The 18,894-nt window shown below is 46.0% G+C and carries 18 protein-coding genes; all 18 read right to left on the reverse strand.

Annotated elements, in window-relative coordinates; genetic code table 11:
- Positions 1-28: 28 nt before the first annotated feature.
- On the reverse strand, positions 29-2,104 hold the full coding sequence (topA, locus tag MHZ95_RS02085; protein ID WP_239388840.1) for a type I DNA topoisomerase: 2,076 nt from the start codon (positions 2,102-2,104) through the stop codon (positions 29-31).
- Positions 2,105-2,218: 114 nt separating this feature from the next.
- Positions 2,219-3,106 (reverse strand): DNA-processing protein DprA, encoded by an 888-nt coding sequence (dprA, locus tag MHZ95_RS02090; protein ID WP_239388841.1) that lies wholly within the window; start codon positions 3,104-3,106, stop codon positions 2,219-2,221.
- A gap of 65 nt (positions 3,107-3,171) precedes the next feature.
- On the reverse strand, positions 3,172-4,074 hold the full coding sequence (gene sucD, locus MHZ95_RS02095; protein ID WP_239388842.1) for a succinate--CoA ligase subunit alpha: 903 nt from the start codon (positions 4,072-4,074) through the stop codon (positions 3,172-3,174).
- Between the two features lie 19 nt (positions 4,075-4,093).
- Positions 4,094-5,254 (reverse strand): ADP-forming succinate--CoA ligase subunit beta, encoded by a 1,161-nt coding sequence (sucC, locus tag MHZ95_RS02100; protein ID WP_239388843.1) that lies wholly within the window; start codon positions 5,252-5,254, stop codon positions 4,094-4,096.
- A 112-nt stretch (positions 5,255-5,366) separates the two neighbouring features.
- Complete coding sequence (locus tag MHZ95_RS02105) at positions 5,367-5,657, reverse strand: EscU/YscU/HrcU family type III secretion system export apparatus switch protein (protein WP_239388844.1); 291 nt, start codon at positions 5,655-5,657, stop codon at positions 5,367-5,369.
- The gene (locus tag MHZ95_RS02110) at positions 5,654-7,642 is read right to left on the reverse strand and encodes a hypothetical protein (RefSeq protein ID WP_239388845.1); all 1,989 of its coding nucleotides are present in this window, start codon (positions 7,640-7,642) and stop codon (positions 5,654-5,656) included. Before MHZ95_RS02110 ends, MHZ95_RS02105 begins: the two co-directional genes overlap by 4 nt.
- Positions 7,639-8,418 carry a ribonuclease HII gene (locus MHZ95_RS02115; RefSeq protein WP_239388846.1) on the reverse strand — a complete coding sequence of 260 codons (780 nt, stop codon included), beginning with the start codon at positions 8,416-8,418 and terminating at the stop codon, positions 7,639-7,641. The genes MHZ95_RS02110 and MHZ95_RS02115 overlap by 4 nt, the downstream gene beginning before the upstream one ends.
- A 140-nt stretch (positions 8,419-8,558) precedes the next feature.
- Positions 8,559-9,440, reverse strand: a complete 882-nt coding sequence (gene ylqF / locus MHZ95_RS02120) for a ribosome biogenesis GTPase YlqF (RefSeq protein WP_239388847.1) — start codon at positions 9,438-9,440, stop codon at positions 8,559-8,561.
- Positions 9,441-9,462: 22 nt separating this feature from the next.
- A complete protein-coding gene (lepB, locus tag MHZ95_RS02125; protein WP_239388848.1) occupies positions 9,463-10,020 on the reverse strand; it encodes a signal peptidase I in 558 nt (185 codons plus the stop codon).
- Positions 10,021-10,127: 107 nt separating this feature from the next.
- Positions 10,128-10,472 carry a 50S ribosomal protein L19 gene (gene rplS, locus MHZ95_RS02130; protein ID WP_239388849.1) on the reverse strand — a complete coding sequence of 115 codons (345 nt, stop codon included), beginning with the start codon at positions 10,470-10,472 and terminating at the stop codon, positions 10,128-10,130.
- Positions 10,473-10,603: 131 nt separating this feature from the next.
- On the reverse strand, positions 10,604-11,341 hold the full coding sequence (gene trmD, locus MHZ95_RS02135) for a tRNA (guanosine(37)-N1)-methyltransferase TrmD (protein WP_239389181.1): 738 nt from the start codon (positions 11,339-11,341) through the stop codon (positions 10,604-10,606).
- Positions 11,341-11,856, reverse strand: coding sequence for a ribosome maturation factor RimM (rimM, locus tag MHZ95_RS02140; protein ID WP_239388850.1), 516 nt, complete (start codon positions 11,854-11,856; stop codon positions 11,341-11,343). The genes trmD and rimM overlap by 1 nt, the downstream gene beginning before the upstream one ends.
- A 77-nt stretch (positions 11,857-11,933) precedes the next feature.
- A complete protein-coding gene (locus MHZ95_RS02145) occupies positions 11,934-12,167 on the reverse strand; it encodes a KH domain-containing protein (RefSeq protein ID WP_239388851.1) in 234 nt (77 codons plus the stop codon).
- Between the two features lie 15 nt (positions 12,168-12,182).
- Complete coding sequence (gene rpsP, locus MHZ95_RS02150) at positions 12,183-12,455, reverse strand: 30S ribosomal protein S16 (protein WP_203246201.1); 273 nt, start codon at positions 12,453-12,455, stop codon at positions 12,183-12,185.
- A 92-nt stretch (positions 12,456-12,547) separates the two neighbouring features.
- Positions 12,548-13,903 (reverse strand): signal recognition particle protein, encoded by a 1,356-nt coding sequence (gene ffh, locus MHZ95_RS02155; RefSeq protein ID WP_239388852.1) that lies wholly within the window; start codon positions 13,901-13,903, stop codon positions 12,548-12,550.
- Positions 13,904-13,917: 14 nt separating this feature from the next.
- Positions 13,918-14,250, reverse strand: a complete 333-nt coding sequence (locus MHZ95_RS02160; protein WP_239389182.1) for a putative DNA-binding protein — start codon at positions 14,248-14,250, stop codon at positions 13,918-13,920.
- A 73-nt stretch (positions 14,251-14,323) separates the two neighbouring features.
- Positions 14,324-15,319, reverse strand: a complete 996-nt coding sequence (ftsY, locus tag MHZ95_RS02165) for a signal recognition particle-docking protein FtsY (RefSeq protein ID WP_239388853.1) — start codon at positions 15,317-15,319, stop codon at positions 14,324-14,326.
- A 15-nt stretch (positions 15,320-15,334) separates the two neighbouring features.
- Entirely contained in the window at positions 15,335-18,892 is a 3,558-nt protein-coding gene (gene smc / locus MHZ95_RS02170) for a chromosome segregation protein SMC (protein WP_239388854.1), read from the reverse strand.
- Positions 18,893-18,894 lie beyond the last annotated feature (2 nt).

An 18,894-nucleotide genomic window follows, 5' to 3' on the forward strand; every position in this document is an offset into this window, starting at 1 on the left:
CCAGACTACAGGCACCAGACGCTTTTCTTTATTGTTGAGCGTCTTCTTTGTAGTCACATTCCGTGCATTGGATTTGTACGCCTTTTTTCAATTTCTTTTCAACTAGTGTATTTTCGCATTTTGGACAAGGTCTTGCAACCGGTTTATCCCATGAGACATACTCACATTCCGGATAGCGGTCACAGCCGTAGAAAATCCTTTTCGTTTTGCTCTTCCGTTCAACAACCTGTCCCTCTTTACAAGTTGGACACGTAACACCGATCGGTTTGATGATCGCCTTCGTATTGCGACAATCCGGGAAATTGGAGCAGGCCATGAATTTTCCATAACGCCCTAGTTTAAAAACCATCGGCGAACCGCATTTTTCACAATCTTCTCCAGCGGGTTCATCTTTGATTTCGATTTTTTCCATTTCAGCGTCCGCCACTTGTACATGCTTCTCAAAATCCTGGTAGAAATCATCAATGACTTCGACCCATTTGATTTTTCCGTCTTCGATATTATCGAGCCCTTTTTCCATTTCGGCTGTAAATTCAACATCGATAATATCCGGGAAGTACTGATTGACTGCCTGGTGAACAATTTCGCCAAGTTCGGTCGGGATGAAACGCTTCGCATCAAGCGTTACATATCCACGTTTTTGGATCGTATCGAGTGTCGGTGCATAAGTCGACGGCCGGCCGATACCAAGTTCTTCGAGCGTTTTGACCAAACGAGCTTCCGAATAGCGCGGTGGCGGCTGGGTGAAATGCTGTTTCGGATCAATCTCACTATAGCCCACTTGCTGCCCTTCTTCTAACGGCGGTAGAATACGATCCTTCTCTTCCTCTTTGTCATCGTCCCCTTCGACGTACACTTTCATGAATCCAGGGAATTTCACTTGCGAACCATTTGCTCTGAAACGCACATCGCCATTCAAAAGATCCACCGTAACCGTATCTAAAATGGCCGGTGCCATTTGACTGGCGACAAATCGCTCCCAAATCAGCTTGTATAAGCGTAATTGATCACGTGATAAAACCGTCTTCATGGCCGCAGGTGGACGCATAACAGAAGTGGGCCTGATTGCCTCGTGCGCATCTTGCGTTTTGTTCGTCTCCTTTTTTGCGGCCTTCGAAGGTGTTACAAATTCTTTGCCGTACATCGTTTCGATAAAGGACTGCGCCTCTTCCTTCGCGCTATCCGCTATCCGGGTCGAATCCGTTCTCATATAAGTGATGAGCCCGACGCTGCCTTCTTTCCCAAGATTGATCCCTTCGTATAGCTGCTGTGCCAGCATCATCGTCTTCTTCGCGCGGAAGTTCAACTTGCGCGCAGCTTCCTGTTGTAAGGATGAAGTGGTGAATGGAACTGCCGGATTCCGTTTACGTTCTTTTTTCACAACGGAAGCGATATCGAATTTGTCTCCTTTTAACTGACCAAGAATCTCATCGACTTGCGCTTTGTTCGTCAATTTCAGCTTTTTCTTCGCATCACCATAAAAAGCTGCTTCGAACGTAACGGAATCTTTTGTGAATTGGCCACTAATGCTCCAATACTCTTCCGGAACAAAATTTTTGATCTCATTTTCTCGATCGATGATGAGCCGCAGTGAAACCGACTGAACCCGTCCTGCCGATAATCCTTTTTTCACTTTCTTCCAAAGGATCGGGCTGATGTTATACCCGACAAGCCGGTCCAAAATACGGCGTGCCTGCTGGGCATCGACGAGATCCATATTGATCGGCCGAGGATTTTTAAAAGATTCCTTGATTGCATCTTTTGTAATTTCATTGAACACGACGCGGCAATCCGATTCGATATCGATACCGAGCTGATGCGCTAAATGCCAAGCGATCGCTTCCCCTTCTCTATCGGGGTCGGCCGCGAGATAGATTTTTTTCGCTTTTTTGGCATCCTTCTTCAACTCTTGCAAAATCGGACCTTTCCCGCGAATCGTGATGTACTTAGGCTCATAGTTATTTTCAGTGTCTACACCCATTTGGCTGCGCGGTAAATCGCGCAAATGACCGAGTGATGCACGCACTTTATATTTTTTTCCTAAATATCGTTCAATCGTTTTTGCCTTTGCAGGTGATTCTACGATTACTAAATTATCTGCCATTCATTATATGCCTCCTTAAAGAGGTTCGGTATTTATTCATCAAAAGAATATCTGTTGCAAAATGTATAACAGATTTCAATTTATTGCAACCTTTTAAGGAGGAAAGGTTTTTCTTTACCTATCGAAAGCGAGCGTTTCTACGATCTGAAAGCCGCTCCAGATCGGTTTCGCCCCTTCGTCTAATAACTGATTCGGTCCTGCCGACAATGCGGATGTAATAGGGCCTGGGACTGTAAAAATATCCTTTCCGTGGTCAAGCGCATGCTCCACCGTGCTCATCGTGCCACTTTTCCGGGCGGCTTCCGTTACGATAACCGCGTCGGATAGTCCGCTAATGATACGATTACGCATCGGAAATGTCCACCGTTCCGGCTTCATATAAGGAGGATATTCAGTCAACATCAACTGTTTTTCGACAATTTCCGCAGCGAGTTTCGCATTCTCTTTTGGATACAGATGGAAGAAGCCGTGTCCGAGTACAGCGATGGTTTTTCCGCCATATTCGAGAGCTGCCTCATGCGCCATCGCATCGGCCCCTTTCGCCAGCCCGGAAACGATAACAGCATTATTTTCTACAAGTGGGGGGACGATCAATTTCAATGCTTTTTTCGAATAGGCGGTCGCTTTTCTTGAACCGATAATGGCAATATACCGTCGCTCCGTCAATAATTGCAAACAGCCTTTCGTATAAAGGACAGCGGGTGGATCAATCAAAAGGCGTAATTTTTCAGGATATAGGGAATGAGTAAATGGGATGGGGAATATGGCGTGCCGCTCATATAATTCATCATAAGGGGTGTCTACGTTTCGCTGTAAGTTTTCTGTTAACTTGAGGGCTTTCGCTATCGGAATGTTCACGATTTCCGCGAGTTCTTTTGCGTGATACGTAAAGAGCCTATCAAGATCGGGATCTATCTCGAACAGCTTGCCTAAGCGATTCAAAGGTACCGGAAATACATAATGAAGCGCCAACAATCGTCGTTCCTTGTCCGTCAATTCCATTGAATTCCTCCCTTTTTAAAAAAGATGCAGCGCATTATATACACGCTGCATCTTGTTGAATTGAATTAATGTGTTTTACACTTTTCGTATAAACCTTTTTCTTTAATCACTTTGATTAACGTTTCACCGATAACAGACGGTGTATCTGCAGTTTCAACACCAGCCGCGTTGAGCGCTTTGATCTTTTCAGCTGCAGTTCCTTTACCGCCTGAAATGATTGCACCAGCGTGGCCCATACGTTTACCTTCTGGAGCCGTTTGTCCGCCGATGAAGCCTACAACCGGTTTCGTCATGTTTTCAGCGATCCAAGCAGCTGCTTCTTCTTCAGCTGTACCACCGATTTCACCGATCATAACAACTGCATACGTTTCAGGATCTTCATTGAATTCTTTTAGAACATCGATGAAGTTCGTCCCATTGACAGGGTCTCCACCGATACCGACAGCTGTCGTTTGACCAATACCCGCTTGTGAAAGTTGGTGAACAGCTTCATATGTAAGTGTTCCAGAACGCGAAACAACACCCACATGACCTTTTGTATGAATATAACCTGGCATAATACCAATCTTACACTCATCAGCAGTAATGACACCTGGGCAGTTCGGTCCGACAAGACGTGTCTTTTTGCCTGCCATGTAACGTTTTACTTTTACCATGTCAAGAACTGGAATATGTTCTGTAATACAAATCGTCATATCCAATTCTGCATCTACCGCTTCCATGATCGCATCTGCTGCGAATGGAGCCGGTACGTAGATAACTGAAACGTTTGCGCCTGTTGCTTTCACCGCTTCTTCAACCGTGTTGAAAACAGGTACGCCCGCTGCTTCTGTTCCACCTTTTCCAGGCGTTACACCACCGACGATTTTTGTCCCGTACTCAAGCATTTGTTGCGTATGGAAAAGTGCTGTAGAACCTGTGATTCCTTGTACGATCACTTTTGTATCTTTATTAATATAAATACTCATCAGTTTGTCCCTGCCTTTCTTAGCCTACGAGTTCAACAATCTTTTGTGCACCGTCCGCCATTGAATCCGCGGCGATGATATTCAGTCCTGATTCGTTCAATAGAGCTTTACCTTTATCTACATTTGTACCTTCCAAACGTACGACTAGTGGTACTTGCAGACCCACTTCTTTCGCAGCTGTAATGACACCTTCTGCGATAACATCACATTTCATGATACCGCCGAAAATGTTGACGAAAATCCCTTTAACAGCTTCGTCGGATAGGATGATTTTGAATGCTTCTGTTACTTTTTCAGCAGTTGCGCCGCCCCCAACATCAAGGAAGTTAGCAGGTGAACCGCCGTAGTAGTTGATTGTATCCATTGTCGCCATTGCTAGACCGGCACCGTTAACCATGCAGCCGATGTTGCCATCTAGTGAAATATAGCTTAAGTCATATTTTGAAGCTTCGATTTCTTTTGCATCTTCTTCATCAAGGTCGCGAAGCTCCATGATGTCTTTATGACGATACAATGCGTTTGCATCGAAGTTGAATTTTGCATCTAGCGCTAAAACATTATCATCACCTGTTACAACAAGTGGGTTGATCTCAACGATTGATGCGTCTTTTTCAGTAAATACTTGATAGAGGCCAAGCATGAATTTTGCTGCTTTGTTTACAAGGTGAGCAGGGATATTCATGTTGAAAGCCATACGGCGTGCTTGGAAGCCAGTCAATCCAACAACTGGATCGATCACTTCTTTGAAGATTTTTTCAGGTGTCGCTTCTGCAACTTCCTCGATATCCATTCCACCTTCTTCAGAACCCATAAGTGTTACGCGATCTGTAGCACGGTCCAGGACTAGTCCAAGGTAGTATTCTTTTTTAATGTCGGAACCTTCTTCGATAAGAAGTCTTTTCACTTCTTTACCTTCCGGGCCTGTTTGATGTGTCACAAGCGTTTTGCCGATTAGCTCTTCCGCATAAGCGCGCACTTCGTCAAGATTTTTAGCGATCTTGACACCGCCCGCTTTTCCGCGGCCACCCGCATGGATTTGTGCTTTCACAACGATGACGTCCGTTCCCAATTCCTTCGCAGCTTTAACTGCCTCTTCCGGAGAAAAAGCAACAAGGCCGTTCGAAACTGCTACTCCATAATCTCTTAGTAGCTGTTTCCCTTGATATTCATGGATATTCATCTTACATCCTCCAATCAAACTTGTATCTCAATAATTTACTGCCTTATTCATTGTAGTAAAGATGTCAAACAATGTCCACAATTGATTGCCAACTCCTGAAATTTGTCGAAATTCAGTTATTTTTTCGTAGACCATGTGCTCGATCCACTTGATAAATATAAGCAAAAACTTCCGAAACTGCTTGATAGAGTTCTTCAGGTATCGATTCATTTACATTCAGCTGCCCTAAAATTTCAACTAGACTTGGATCTTCTTGAATGGGAATATCATTCTCTTTCGCTTTTTCCAGAATCTTTTCTGCGATTTTCCCTTTCCCTTTCGCCGTCACTTTAGGGGCATCTCCCGCACTGGGATCATATGAGAGGGCAACTGCCTCTTTTCGGACTTGCCGTTCTTCGTTCATATTCGGACATCAACCCCTTGACCGTCAGACGGTCGTTGTTTGTTCTGCACTGGCTTCTCTTCTTCGACAAAAGGCTTGAAAAAAATTCCTGACAACCGGTAACCAGCTGCTTCTAGCCCATCTTTCAACTTATTTTGCAGCGGGAGAGCCACGGTTTGAAGCTTATCATCCTCATTGAAAACGGTTACTTTCACAACTCGATTTTGCACTTGCATATCGATCACGGTTTGCTTTATCGACGCCAAATCGAGATAAAATAGAACGCGCGCAAAATCGGAGTCGATTTGCCCGTTTTCCTTCATTCTTCCATGCCATTGCAATGTCGAATCAATCCGCTTTCCGAAAATATCCAGCGGCACTTGCATAACGAGCTGATGTTGCACGCCGTTTTCTCCGGATTGCAACAACGGCCCATTCATACGCATGACAACGTTTTCCGCAGCCTCGCGCACAGCCGGGGACAGCATCGAACTTTGCAAAAGCTTGACCAATTGCGGCTTCACCATATCCATCAGCTGGTTAGGATCCCGTTCCTTGCTTGCAAGTTCCGCTTCATAATTGAAGCCTGACGAACGAATGACTGCTTGTAATGCGTCTTTCATCGCCTTGCCGTCAATGGCAGTAGCGACTGAGGCATCAGCCCCTTGCACCATCTGTCGAACCGCCGGATTGTCGGAACGTCCTGCAACCTGAATGAGTGCGGTCATTTTTTCAGCACCTTGTTGCGAGCCCTGCTGATGGAGCAGTGACAGTACTTTAGCGGCACCCTCTTCAGATGGCGAATGTTGTCCAAAAGGGGTGGCGATCGCATTTTCCGACGTCACCTTCAAAAGTGTGTGAGTGAATTCCCGTACAAATTCCATCGTCGCTTGATGCGATGGGCGAATGTCTGCCAGTCGATCGATTATTGTCAGTAACATCGCCTTTTGCTGGTTACTCATTTCTCGATCTGCCGCAATAAGTGCTTTCAAATTGGAAATATCGGGGGTTGTTTGTGTCGAGCCAGCTTGCGCAATTTGCCGGAGAGCCCCAATCAATCGTTCGGTTGTCGGTTCAGCAGCAGAAGTGGATGCCGTTTGGACAGAAGGATTATTCATAGCTGTTAGTGGACCTGAAAACGGCGTAGGAGCCAGGTTGTTTCCCTGCTGAGCAATCCCTCCGCGTATCATCGACTCGGACAATACTTGTTGCAAATTTGCTAGCGATGCCTGTGCTGGTAAGATGCCTGCGTTTTTTAATACTTGCAAGATGGCAAAACGGTTCTCCGGACTTTCGGTTTGATTGAGCAATGTCAATACCGCTTGTCCAAGAAACACGCCTCCTGTTCCCTGTGCAAATGGTTTCACCATCCTGTCAAGTGCCGTTAAAATGCCTTCTTTCTGTTGGGATGGGATCGTTGCATCCGCTGCTAACGTCGACTTCAACGTGGTAAGTAGGGCATGCGTACTTTCCTTCGCTTCCACCCCGAGCAATGAACGAAAAATTGATTCAGTGAACGGCAATTTCAAATCCGCTAATCTTTGAATGGATGCCAATGCCTCATTGCGAAGATTGGCTGGTACATCCTTTAACAAGTTTGCCGCTTGTAGCAAGCCTTCCCTTGTCATCGGGATTTTGTTTTTCACGATGAACGCAAGCACGGATTGCATCTCAGGCGTCTTCGGTAATTGCATAGCCTCCATTAATTTAGCGAGTTGATGGCCTTGCCCTTCTGCAACCTGAAGTGGACCTGCAATAATTTTCAGTTGCAATTCAGGCTTCACTGAAGAAACTTGGAAATAATATGCATCCCCTGCTTTCATCGGCACTTCAAGGTTAGCCACTAGCTTCTGGCCCCCTATTTGAACTTCTGCCATCTGTCCGGGAAAAAGCTGTTTGATCTGTCCATGGAAGAGTTGCCCTTCATGGAGAACGAATGGGCGATTTTGAAGTGCGGCATTCGTCATCGGTTGGCCGTTTAACGGGCGCATTGTCGGAAAACTCATTGTCTCCCCCTTCCTTCCACCATGGATTTGACAGGCTCAAAACTGGTTCGATGATGTTCGCAAGGTCCAAACTTGCGCAAAGCTTCAAGATGTTCCGCTGTTCCATAACCGGCATTTTTTCCGAACTGATAGGCAGGAAATTCCTCATGCAATCCATCCATGATGGCATCCCTTGTCGTTTTTGCCAATATGGAAGCCGCCGCAATTGCCAAACTCTTCGCATCCCCTTTGATGATCGATTCGGTCGGACAATCCGTTGCCAACTGCATGGCATCCGCTATGACGAAATCAGGCCGAACCGAAAGCCCTTTGACCGCTTGTTCCATTGAAGCTTTCGTTGCCGCAAAAATATTGAGCTCATCGATGATTTGGGAAGATTGGATATGTACTGCGTAAGAGATAGCCACTTTTTTTATTTCCCCCGCCAATCGCTCCCGCTCGCTTTTGGCAATCGTTTTCGAGTCATCAAGACCGACCAACTCTGGGACTTCGCTCGGTAAAATAACCGTTGCCGTTACGACAGGCCCCGCTAACGGTCCTCTGCCCGCTTCATCGACCCCTGCAACCATCGCTCTGTCAAACGGCGCAAACGACCCGTCAAACGCTATTTTTTCAGCATGGCTTCGTTCTTTTTCTTGCCGTTTCTCATATTGTCTTTCCCAACGCGCAAGGGCATTTTTCACACCAGCCCTTGCATCTTGTGCAAGCTCTGCCATCCAAGCTTCCCGTTCGACCGTCCGATTGAGCCTCTCCGTAATTTCTTTAATCGTTTTCATTGTATCCACCTTCCACTTACAGGCTGTTTGTTCAATGCGCGTATCCCGTTGTTTCGCTTTTTTCTTATATCGGCAATCGGAAGCAAGTTTCGAGCTAATTCCTTTATGAAGATAAAGAGAAAAGCCGATTGCCTCGGATGTTAGTCCGTGTCGGCATCGGCCAATTCGTGAGAGTGCTGTGAAGTGAAGTCGAATGTCAACTTCCCAAGATGTTCGTTGCGGATATCGTGGACGATCAATTCCGCCACTTTGTCATATTCGACTTCTCCACCTGTCGTGTATACTTTTCGCAATGTGCCAATCTGATCGAATACATGTAGAAGATCTTCGCCTATCGTCGACAATCCGTATCTTTCCAATAAACGGTCGGGATAATTCGCCTCTAGGAAACGAAGTCCATAGACAGCTAAATCTTCCATATTGACAATCGTATCTTTAATCGCCCCTGTCAGAGCAAGTTTGTAGCCTACTTCTTTGTCTTCAAACTTCGGCCATAAAATCCCTGGTGTATCCAATAGTTCAAGCTCCTTGCCGAACTTGATCCATTGCTGGGCTTTCGTCACGCCAGGCTTATTGCCTGTTTTGGCAATGTTTTTCTTCGCCAGCCGATTGATCAATGTTGACTTGCCGACATTCGGAATACCAACGATCATCGCACGGATTGCGCCCGGTCGAATCCCTCTTTTCCGCATCCTCTCGAGCTTTGGTTCCAAAATTTCCTTGGCGGCTTTCGTGACAGCTTGAAGCCCTTTTCCTTCAAATGAATTGATGGCAACCGCATGGATTCCTTGCTTTTCGAAATAACGGATCCATCTTGTGGTTTCCGTTTGATCTGCAAGATCCATCTTATTTAAGATCAGCAATCTCGGCTTCTGATGAATGACTTGGTCAATCATCGGGTTCCTTGATGAAAGAGGAAGCCTTGCGTCAATCAATTCAAATACGATATCTACTAATTTTAACTGCTCAGTTACTTCCCGCCGCGCTTTCGCCATATGGCCGGGAAACCATTGAATCGTCATAACTACCAACTCCTTTACTACATCATTTGACGATTCCGAAGTCTTTGATCGGCCAAAAGACGACTTTCGTGCTACCGATAATTTCATCGATCGCGACGGCGCCGATATGTCTCGAGTCTTTACTCTTCCTGCGATTATCCCCAAGAACGAATACATGTCCTTCAGGCACCGTTTCACTTTGGATTTTCTCTTCCAACGTGAAGTCTTCCGTCAAAGGACTGTCGATCACTTCCGCTTTGTATTGATCAAGATAAGGTTCGTCATAAGGCTCTCCGTTAATGTACAAAACATCATCGCGATATTCCACCGTATCGCCAGGTAATCCGATCACTCGCTTAATATAGTCCTTTTGTTCTTCGGCATGGAATACAACGATATCAAAGCGGTCTGGCTTTCCGATTGTATAGCCGATCTTATTGACAATCATCCGGTCACCATTTTCCAGTGTCGGCATCATGGATTCACCATCTACGACAATTGGCGTGAAAAGGAAGATCCGGATCACCGCCGCAAGGCCGAATGCAATCAATAATGCTTTTAGCCATTCCCATGATTCGCTTTTTTTCTTTTCTTCTTTCATTGACAAAGCCTCCTGCACATCCTACTGTCCTTATTGTACAACCTAATCATATTTGAGGCAAAAAGAAAGGAGGCCGATTAGTTGGCCTCCTGAATCTTCGCTTTTTGTTATCGGATTTCTTTGATACGAGCGGCTTTTCCGCGTAGGCTGCGAAGGTAGTACAATTTCGCACGACGTACTTTACCACGACGAGTCACTTCAAGTTTAGCGATTTTCGGTGTGTGTACAGGGAATGTACGCTCAACGCCTACACCATTGGAGATTTTACGGACTGTGAATGTTTCACTGATTCCGCCTCCGCGACGTTTGATAACAACACCTTCAAAAATTTGGATACGCTCACGCGTTCCCTCAACGATTTTCACGTGCAAACGAACTGTATCTCCTGCACGGAAAGATGGGTGATCTGCACGAAGCTGATCTTTTGTAATTTCTGCAATTAGGTTTTGCATTGTTTTCTCTCCTTCTCCACAGATGCTCATGCACTTCTTACCTTTGCAGCGGAACACCGTCAGTATGCACTTCACACGAAAGTACATAGTAGATAGTATCACAGATGGCAGGTAGGTGCAAGGCAATCCGTCTATTTTTTTTCTTTCTCCAATTGATCGAGCAATTGTCGCTGATGCGCAGTCAACGGGGCGTCTTTGAGCAAATCTTTTCTACGCTCGAACGTTCGAAGAAGAGCTTGCTCTTCCCGCCATTTTTCGATTTCGGCATGGTTGCCGGACAAGAGGACAGGCGGTACTTCCAACCCGTTAAAGTTAGCGGGGCGAGTATATTGCGGATGTTCGAGCAAGCCGGTAGAAAATGAATCCAGCACGGATGAATCGGCATTGCCAAGCACTTCTGGCAGCAACCTGACGACACTATCGATGATGGCCATGGAAGCAATCTCTCCACCGGTCAACACAAAATCACCGAGCGATAACTCGTCTGTCACCAAATGCTGACGGATCCGTTCATCATACCCTTCATAATGGCCACAAACGAAGACAAGATGCTCTTCGGCAGCAAGCTCTTCCGCTTTCTTCTGCGTAAAACGTTCGCCTTGTGGACACATGAGAATGACACGCGGCGGCTTTTCCGCTTCTGCCGATACGGCTTCGACAGCGGCGAAGAGAGGTTCCGGTTTCAATACCATCCCCGCTCCGCCGCCATATGGGTAATCATCGACTTTCCGGTGCTTATTCGTAGCGTAATCGCGGAAATCGGTCACCTCAAATGATACGGCACCATTTTCCTGTGCTTTTTTCATGATGGACGAATGAAGCACCCCTTCAAACATTTCGGGAAACAATGATAATACATTGATTTTCATCATGAAAGAAGTCCTTCTATCGCATCAATGACAATTTTTTTGTTGTCAATGTCGATTTCTTTAACAATATCGGCGATGTAAGGGATATAATGCGGCTTCCCTTTTTCAGGCGTCACGGTCCACACATCATTTGCACCCGTTTCCAGGATTTCTGTCACTTTGCCGATCGATGCATCTTCCAGTGTAAAAACTTCACAACCGATAATTTCATGGTAGTAGAACTCGCCTTCCTCCAAATCACCAAGCTGATCTTCGGCCACTTTCAAAATGCCGTCCCGATACTTCTCAACATCATTAATATTGGGATGATTTTCGAACGTCAATAAATCGAAATTTTTATGTTTCCGATGACTTGCTACTGTCAAATAAATAGGCGTTTTGCTTCCTGGCATGAAAAGCGCAAGCTTGCTTCCAATCGCATAGCGCTCTTCAGGAAAGTGTGTACGTGAAATGACACGGACTTCCCCGCGAATGCCATGCGTATTCACGATTTTACCGACATTGAACCATTGCATAACTGACACCGACTTTCCTATTAAAGTAATCGAATAGACAAAAAAAGAAGGAACATAGGCTCCTTCCTTTTTTTGTCTTAATCAATGATATCGATAAAAACCTTTTTGTTGTGGTGGTTGCCTGCTGCTGAATAAACAATAGTACGGATCGCTTTCGCTACACGCCCCTGCTTGCCGATGACTTTTCCCATGTCTGCGGGATTGACGGATAGTTTGTAGACGACACGATTATCGTGCTCATCCATATCCACCCGGACATCCCCGGGACTATCGACTAACGGTTTAACGATCGTTTCAATCAGCTGCTTCATGAACACACCTCCTGATTATTTACCGTGTTTAGCGTTATGGAATTTCTCCATGATGCCTTGATCAGAAAACAGGTTACGTACTGTATCAGACGGCTTTGCACCGTTTTGAAGCCATTTAAGTGCCAACTCTTCGTTGATTTTTACTTCCGCAGGTTTTGTAAGCGGGTTGTAAGTTCCAACTGTTTCGATTTGGCGACCATCACGTGGTGAACGTGAATCTGCAACTACAATACGATAGAAAGGAGTTTTCTTTGCTCCCATACGTTTAAGACGAATTTTTACTGACATTATTTCTTGCACCTCCGAATAGTTTCACACAAGATAGTATATTATCAAGCTTTCTCATGTTTGTAAAGTGTTTTTTCTTAACACCCTGATTTTCATTTAAAAAACGAATCAAAACCTGGCATTTTCATTTTTTTCTTACCTTTTTGTTGCATATTGGTCATCTGTTTGACCATCTTCTTCATGTCTTCGAATTGTTTCAAAAGACGATTCACTTCTTGGATGGATGTCCCTGAACCTTTCGCGATCCGTTTACGGCGATTCGCATTGATGATTTCCGGTGTAGTGCGTTCCGCCTTGGTCATAGATTGGATCACCGCTTCGACACGCCCCATTTGACTTTCATCGACTTTGGCATTTTCGAGCCCTTTGATTTTATTGGCTCCTGGCATCATTTTCAGCAGTTCGTCGAGAGGCCCCATCTTCTTCACTTGCTGAAGCTGGTCAAGGAAGTCATCGAGTGTGAACGACTGAGTCCGAAGTTTCTGCTCCATCTCCTTCGCCTTTTCCTCATCGACATTCTCCTGCGCTTTTTCAATGAGCGACATGACATCACCCATGCCAAGAATCCGGGATGCCATACGTTCCGGATGAAATGGTTCAAGCGCATCCATCTTTTCACCCATCCCGACAAATTTAATCGGTTTTTGGGTGACGGAACGGATGGATAGTGCCGCACCACCACGCGTATCCCCATCCAGTTTTGTCAAGACGACTCCTGTAATGCCAACTGCTTCGTCAAAGTGTTGGGCAACATTAACAGCGTCTTGCCCTGTCATCGCATCAACAACGAGGAATACTTCATCCGGCTTACTAAGCGCTCGGATATCCTTCAATTCTTGCATCAGGTCTTCGTCAACATGTAACCGGCCCGCCGTATCGACAATGACGACATCATGATGCTCTTTTTCCGCTTCTGCCAAGGCTTGGCGGACGATGTCAACGGGCGATACTTCGGTTCCAAGTGAAAATACCGGCATCGTCAGCTGCTTGCCAAGTGTTTCCAACTGCTGGATAGCGGCCGGTCTATAAACGTCGGCAGCAACGAGAAGCGGTTTCTTATTGTGACGTTTGCGCAGAACTGTTGCCAATTTCCCGGTCGTGGTCGTTTTCCCTGCCCCTTGAAGACCGACCATCATAATGACTGTCGGCGATTTACGCGCAAATTGAATCGGGTTCTGTTCGCCGCCCATTAAGGATGTCAGCTCGTCTTTAACGATTTTCACAACTTGCTGACCCGGCGTCAAGCTCTTCATGACGTCCTGTCCCACCGCGCGCTCACTGACTGTTTTAACGAATTCCTTGACAACTTTCAAGTTGACGTCCGCTTCGATCAATGCAAATCGAACTTCACGCATCATCTCCTTGACGTCCGCTTCGTTGATTTTCCCTTTGCCCGTTATTTTTTGAAGCGTCCCTTGCAGGCGCTCGGCTAATCCTTCAAATGCCATGCATAGAGCCTCCCCTAATCATTCTCTTTTAATAAGTTCAATAGCTCCTTGAACGACTCCGAACGCTCATCCGATTCCGGTATGAGGTGTTCTAGCTTTTCTACAATTTCAATCCGTCTTTGGAATTTCGAAAACAGTTGTAATTTTGTTTCATAGTCTTCGAGCATCGCTTCCGTCCTACGCACATTGTCGTAGACTGCTTGACGGGATACATCGTATTCCCCCGCGATTTCGCCGAGGGATAAGTCATCCAAATAATAGAGTTGCATATACAGTCTCTGTTTATCCGTCAGTAGTGACTGATAAAAATCGAAGAGGAAGTTAATGCGTGTCGTTTTTTCAAGCACCACTTACCTTACCTCCCCCGCTTGTTTCTTCCATTGCCATCATAGTATGAGGGCAGTCCTCTGTCAAGCTAAATTACTTGTCTGTCTCTTCTAGTTCCAAACCATCCGCGAAAAGGCCGTAGACATACTTTTCCGGATCGAACGGCTGCAAATCGTCCACACCTTCTCCAAGACCGACGAATTTCACCGGGATGTTCAATTTTTGACGGATCGCCAGCACAATGCCGCCTTTCGCCGTTCCATCCAGCTTCGTTAAGACAATACCTGTCACATTCGTCGCTTCTTTAAAGGTTTGTGCCTGGACGAGCGCATTTTGACCTGTCGTTGCATCAAGGGCCAACAGCACTTCATGCGGCGCGCCCGGCACTTCTTTACCGATGACACGATGCACTTTTTCAAGCTCATTCATTAAGTTTACTTTATTCTGCAATCGGCCTGCTGTATCACAGATCAACACATCCACTTTCCGATTTTTAGCGGCCCGGATGGCATCATACATGACAGCTGCTGGATCCGATCCTTCCGATTGACGGATCACTTCCACACCCGCACGCTCTCCCCAGACGACTAACTGATCGATGGCACCAGCCCTGAATGTATCGCCCGCCGCAAGCATGACGGTCTTTCCTTCTGCCATCAGACGGGCTGCCAGTTTACCGATTGTCGTTGTCTTTCCGACGCCATTGACACCTACCATAAGGACGACGGTCAATTCGCCCTCTTGGATATTCAAGCCGCTCTCCATCTCTTCTCCGGCTTTATAGATTTCAACCAATTTTTCCGAAATGACAGACTGGATACTTGCCGTGTCTTTGATATTTTTCCGCTGTACTTCAAGCTTCAGCTGATCGATCAGCTCCATGACCGTTTCAAAACCGACATCTGCTTGCAGTAAAAGCTCTTCCAATTCCTCGAAGAATTCTTCATCCACTTCCCGGAAACGGGCGACAAGATCATTCACCTTGGAAGTGAATGAATCCCGCGTTTTCGCTAAACCGTCTTTAAATTTCTCTGTAACCGTCTCGTTTGTACCTGTTATTTTTTCCTTCAACTTTCTAAAAAAAGACAAACTGATCCGCTCCTTTTATATAATCGCCTCTTCTAGCACTTCGGAAATTTTCACGGAAATGAGTTTCGATACGCCAGATTCCTGCATCGTAATTCCGTAAAGCACATCTGCCCCTTCCATCGTCCCTTTGCGGTGTGTAATCACGATGAACTGCGTCTTCTCCGAAAATTTCTTCAAATATTTACTGTAGCGGACGACATTCGCTTCATCAAGCGCTGCCTCGACTTCATCCAAAATACAGAAAGGAACAGGACGCACTTCGATGATTGAAAACAACAATGCGATGGCGGTTAATGCCCGTTCTCCCCCTGATAGCAAGCTCAAGTTCTGCTGCTTCTTCCCAGGTGGACGCGCAACGATATCAACACCCGTTTCAAGCAAGTTCTTCGGATCTGTCAGAACGAGATTGGCATCTCCACCACCAAACATCTCCTTGAAAACGTGCTGGAATCGGTTTTGCACAGCGTTGAAAGTCGTGGAAAACCGCATCGTCATTTCAGTATCCATCTCCGTCATCGCTTCATGCAATGTGTTTTTGGCTTCCAGCAAATCATTTCGCTGTTCAGTCAAAAATGCATGCCTTTCCGACACTTCTTGATACTCTTCGATAGCTCCCGGGTTAACCGGTCCTAGAGCAGCTAAATCCCGTTTTAACGTTTCCACTTTTTCACGCATCTGTTGCTCGTCGAAATCCACTGCGAGCTCCAAATCCGGATAAAGACCATAATCATGCAAGAGCCGCTGTAACACCGCTTCATATTTCACCTCAAGCCGGGAAATGTAAACCGTCACCGTATTCAGCGCGGCAACTGCTTCCCCCGCCTTTTCTCGAAGTTGACGCAATTGCATGCCCCCTTCATCCAAAAGGCCCGCCAAGACGACACGACGCTCCCTGCCTGTTGTAATCGCCAGTTCAATACTTTCCTTTTCGTCGTTGGCTTGTCCGATTTGACTCTCGATATCTTCAGCAGTCAAGTCCCCGATGCCTTCATTTCCAGTGAAAAATTGTATTTCTTCATTCAATGAGGTCCGTTTCTGTTCGTTTTGTGCAACTGCCTCTTCTAAATCCCGGATAGCGGTTTGCTGATACGTTTTCTGTTCACGAAGTATAGCAATTTTCTCCCGCAACTCATTATAGCGGCTTGTCAGCACAGTTTCCTCATTCCGCCGATCCGTAGCCAAGCGTTCCAACGAAGCAACTTCAGCTTGGATCGCTTCCAGTTCTTTTTGGACATTAAGATGCTGTTCCACTAGGTCCGCTTTCTTTTTCAAAAGCTCTGAACCGGTACTTTCCATGCCCTGTCTTCCCATTTCCGTCACAGCCACTTCCGATTCAATCGATCGGATGGCAATTTCTGTCTCACGGATTCGAGATTCCGCTGCAGTCAATTCAATTTGAAGACTCTCCACAAGGGTACGGGACTGTTCGGTCTCATGCAACAACTTGGCGACATCCATTTTTGTATCGCCAATTTTCGCAGTCGCTGTTTCAATTGTCGCTGTCATTCGGACAAGCTGCTCTTTCAATGTCTCCAGTTCCGCTTTCCGCGTGAAAACAGTGGTCTGCCCTTTGACACCGCCTCCTGTCAATGAACCGCCTGCATTGACGACATCCCCATCGATGGTCACGATACGATAACGATAACCCAATGCTTTGGCAATAGCAGATGCACCTTCAAGTGTTTTGGCGACAATCGTATTGCCTAGCAAGTTTTCCGTAATGATTCGATAGGTTTTGTCAGTCTGGACGAGTCCATCAGCTGTACCGATGAATTCCGGGTGTTGTTCCACAGTACGCAGGACGGTTGGCTGAAGCTTTCTGGACTTCATCACATCACGCGGCAAAAATGTTGCACGGCCGGCATTTTTCGCTTTCAAGTAACCGATCGCTTTTCGCGCTTCTGATTCCGTTGCCGTTACAATATGTTGCATTGCGGCACCAAGAGCGGTTTCCACTGCTTTTACATAGTCTTTCTCGACAGAGATCAGTTCAGCGACAGCACCATCAATGCCTTGCAACTTCCCTGACTTTCGAGCGACAAGCACTTCTTTTACACCGGAATAGAAGCCTGAGAAATCCGCTTCCATGCTTTCCAATGCGCGTAAACGTCCTTGCATTTCATGTTGCTTATTGAAAGCCTTTTGCATAAATTCCTGTTGCACACGAAGATCGGACTCCGTTTTCTGCAATGCTTGCGAAGACATGCGGTACGTCGAGTCAGCTTCTTTCAATTTCTTCTTCAATTCGGCTAAGCCCTTCTCCTTGCCTGATTTCTCGTCCATCAGTTGTGCAAGCTGTGTTTTCAACCGAGAAGATTGTTGGAGAATTCTTTCCGAAGAAGATTTCTCACCTTCCAGCCTCTCCTCAATATGTTTCAGATCATTGCGGAGTGTCGCTTCTTCATTCAATCGTTCGATATACGTGGACTTCAATTCTTCAATGTCGTTTTCCGTTTCTTTTACCGAACGCTTCAAGATATGGGAAATACCATCCATTTCCTCAGCTGTTTTTTCATATTCAGATACAGATGCCTGCCATTTTTCACGCGCAGCTTCCAATTTCGATGCCAGCTCGATCTTCGACTTTTCAGCCGTCTCGAGTTCCAGCTGCAACCGTTCTAGCTGTTGGTCCGTATTGCGCTGTTTTTCCAAAGAGAGCAAACGTCTGCCTTCCCATTTTTCCACATTCGCACTCATTTCGACCAGCTTCTGTTGCAATTCATCCAATTCCTGATCGACTTGGGCAAGCTGGCTCTTTAAGGCAGTCGACTGTTCCTCGGATTTTTCCGTCTCAGCTTCAAGCCGTTCTTTATCTTGCCGAATCGTTTTTGCCTCTTCGGCTTTTTCCATAATTTCTTGATGCAGTTGCTTTGCATCATAATTTAACAGCAGCACATCCGCTTCCCGTATTTCCTCAGAAAGCTTTTGATGTCGTTCAGCGGCTTCCGCACTTTTTTGGAGCGGTTCAATCCGCGTATCGAGCTCTTTCAATATATCAAGGACCCGATCCAAATTGTCTTCCGTTTCAAACAGCTTGTGCTCCGCTTTCTTCTTCCTTGTCTTATATTTCAATACCCCAGCGGCCTCGTCAAAGATGACCCGTCTATCCTCAGGGCGACTATTCAACACTTCATCGACACGACCTTGGGAAATCAATGAAAATGCTTCTTTTCCAAGGCCTGAATCCATAAACGTATCATTTATATCCTTTAACCTGCAGGGCTGCCCATTTAACAGATAGACACTTTCACCCGAACGGAATACCCTTCTACTCACACTAATTTCCGTATAATCGAGCGGGAAAAGTCCTTTGCTATTATCGAGAATAAGCGTCACTTCCGCAAAGTTAAGTGCTTTCCGGGAATCACTACCTGCGAAAATGACATCTTCCATTTTCGCACCGCGGAGGGTCTTCGCAGATTGCTCACCAAGAACCCATCGAATGGCATCTGTTACATTGCTTTTTCCGCTACCATTCGGTCCGACAACTGCAGTCACACCGGGAACAAAATCCACTCCGACGCGTTCTGCAAATGATTTGAATCCCATAATTTCCAATCTTTTTAAAAACACGT

The sequence above is a fragment of the Sporosarcina sp. ACRSM genome (assembly GCF_022346545.1).
In the GTDB taxonomy this organism is placed as follows: Bacteria; Bacillota; Bacilli; order Bacillales_A; family Planococcaceae; genus Sporosarcina.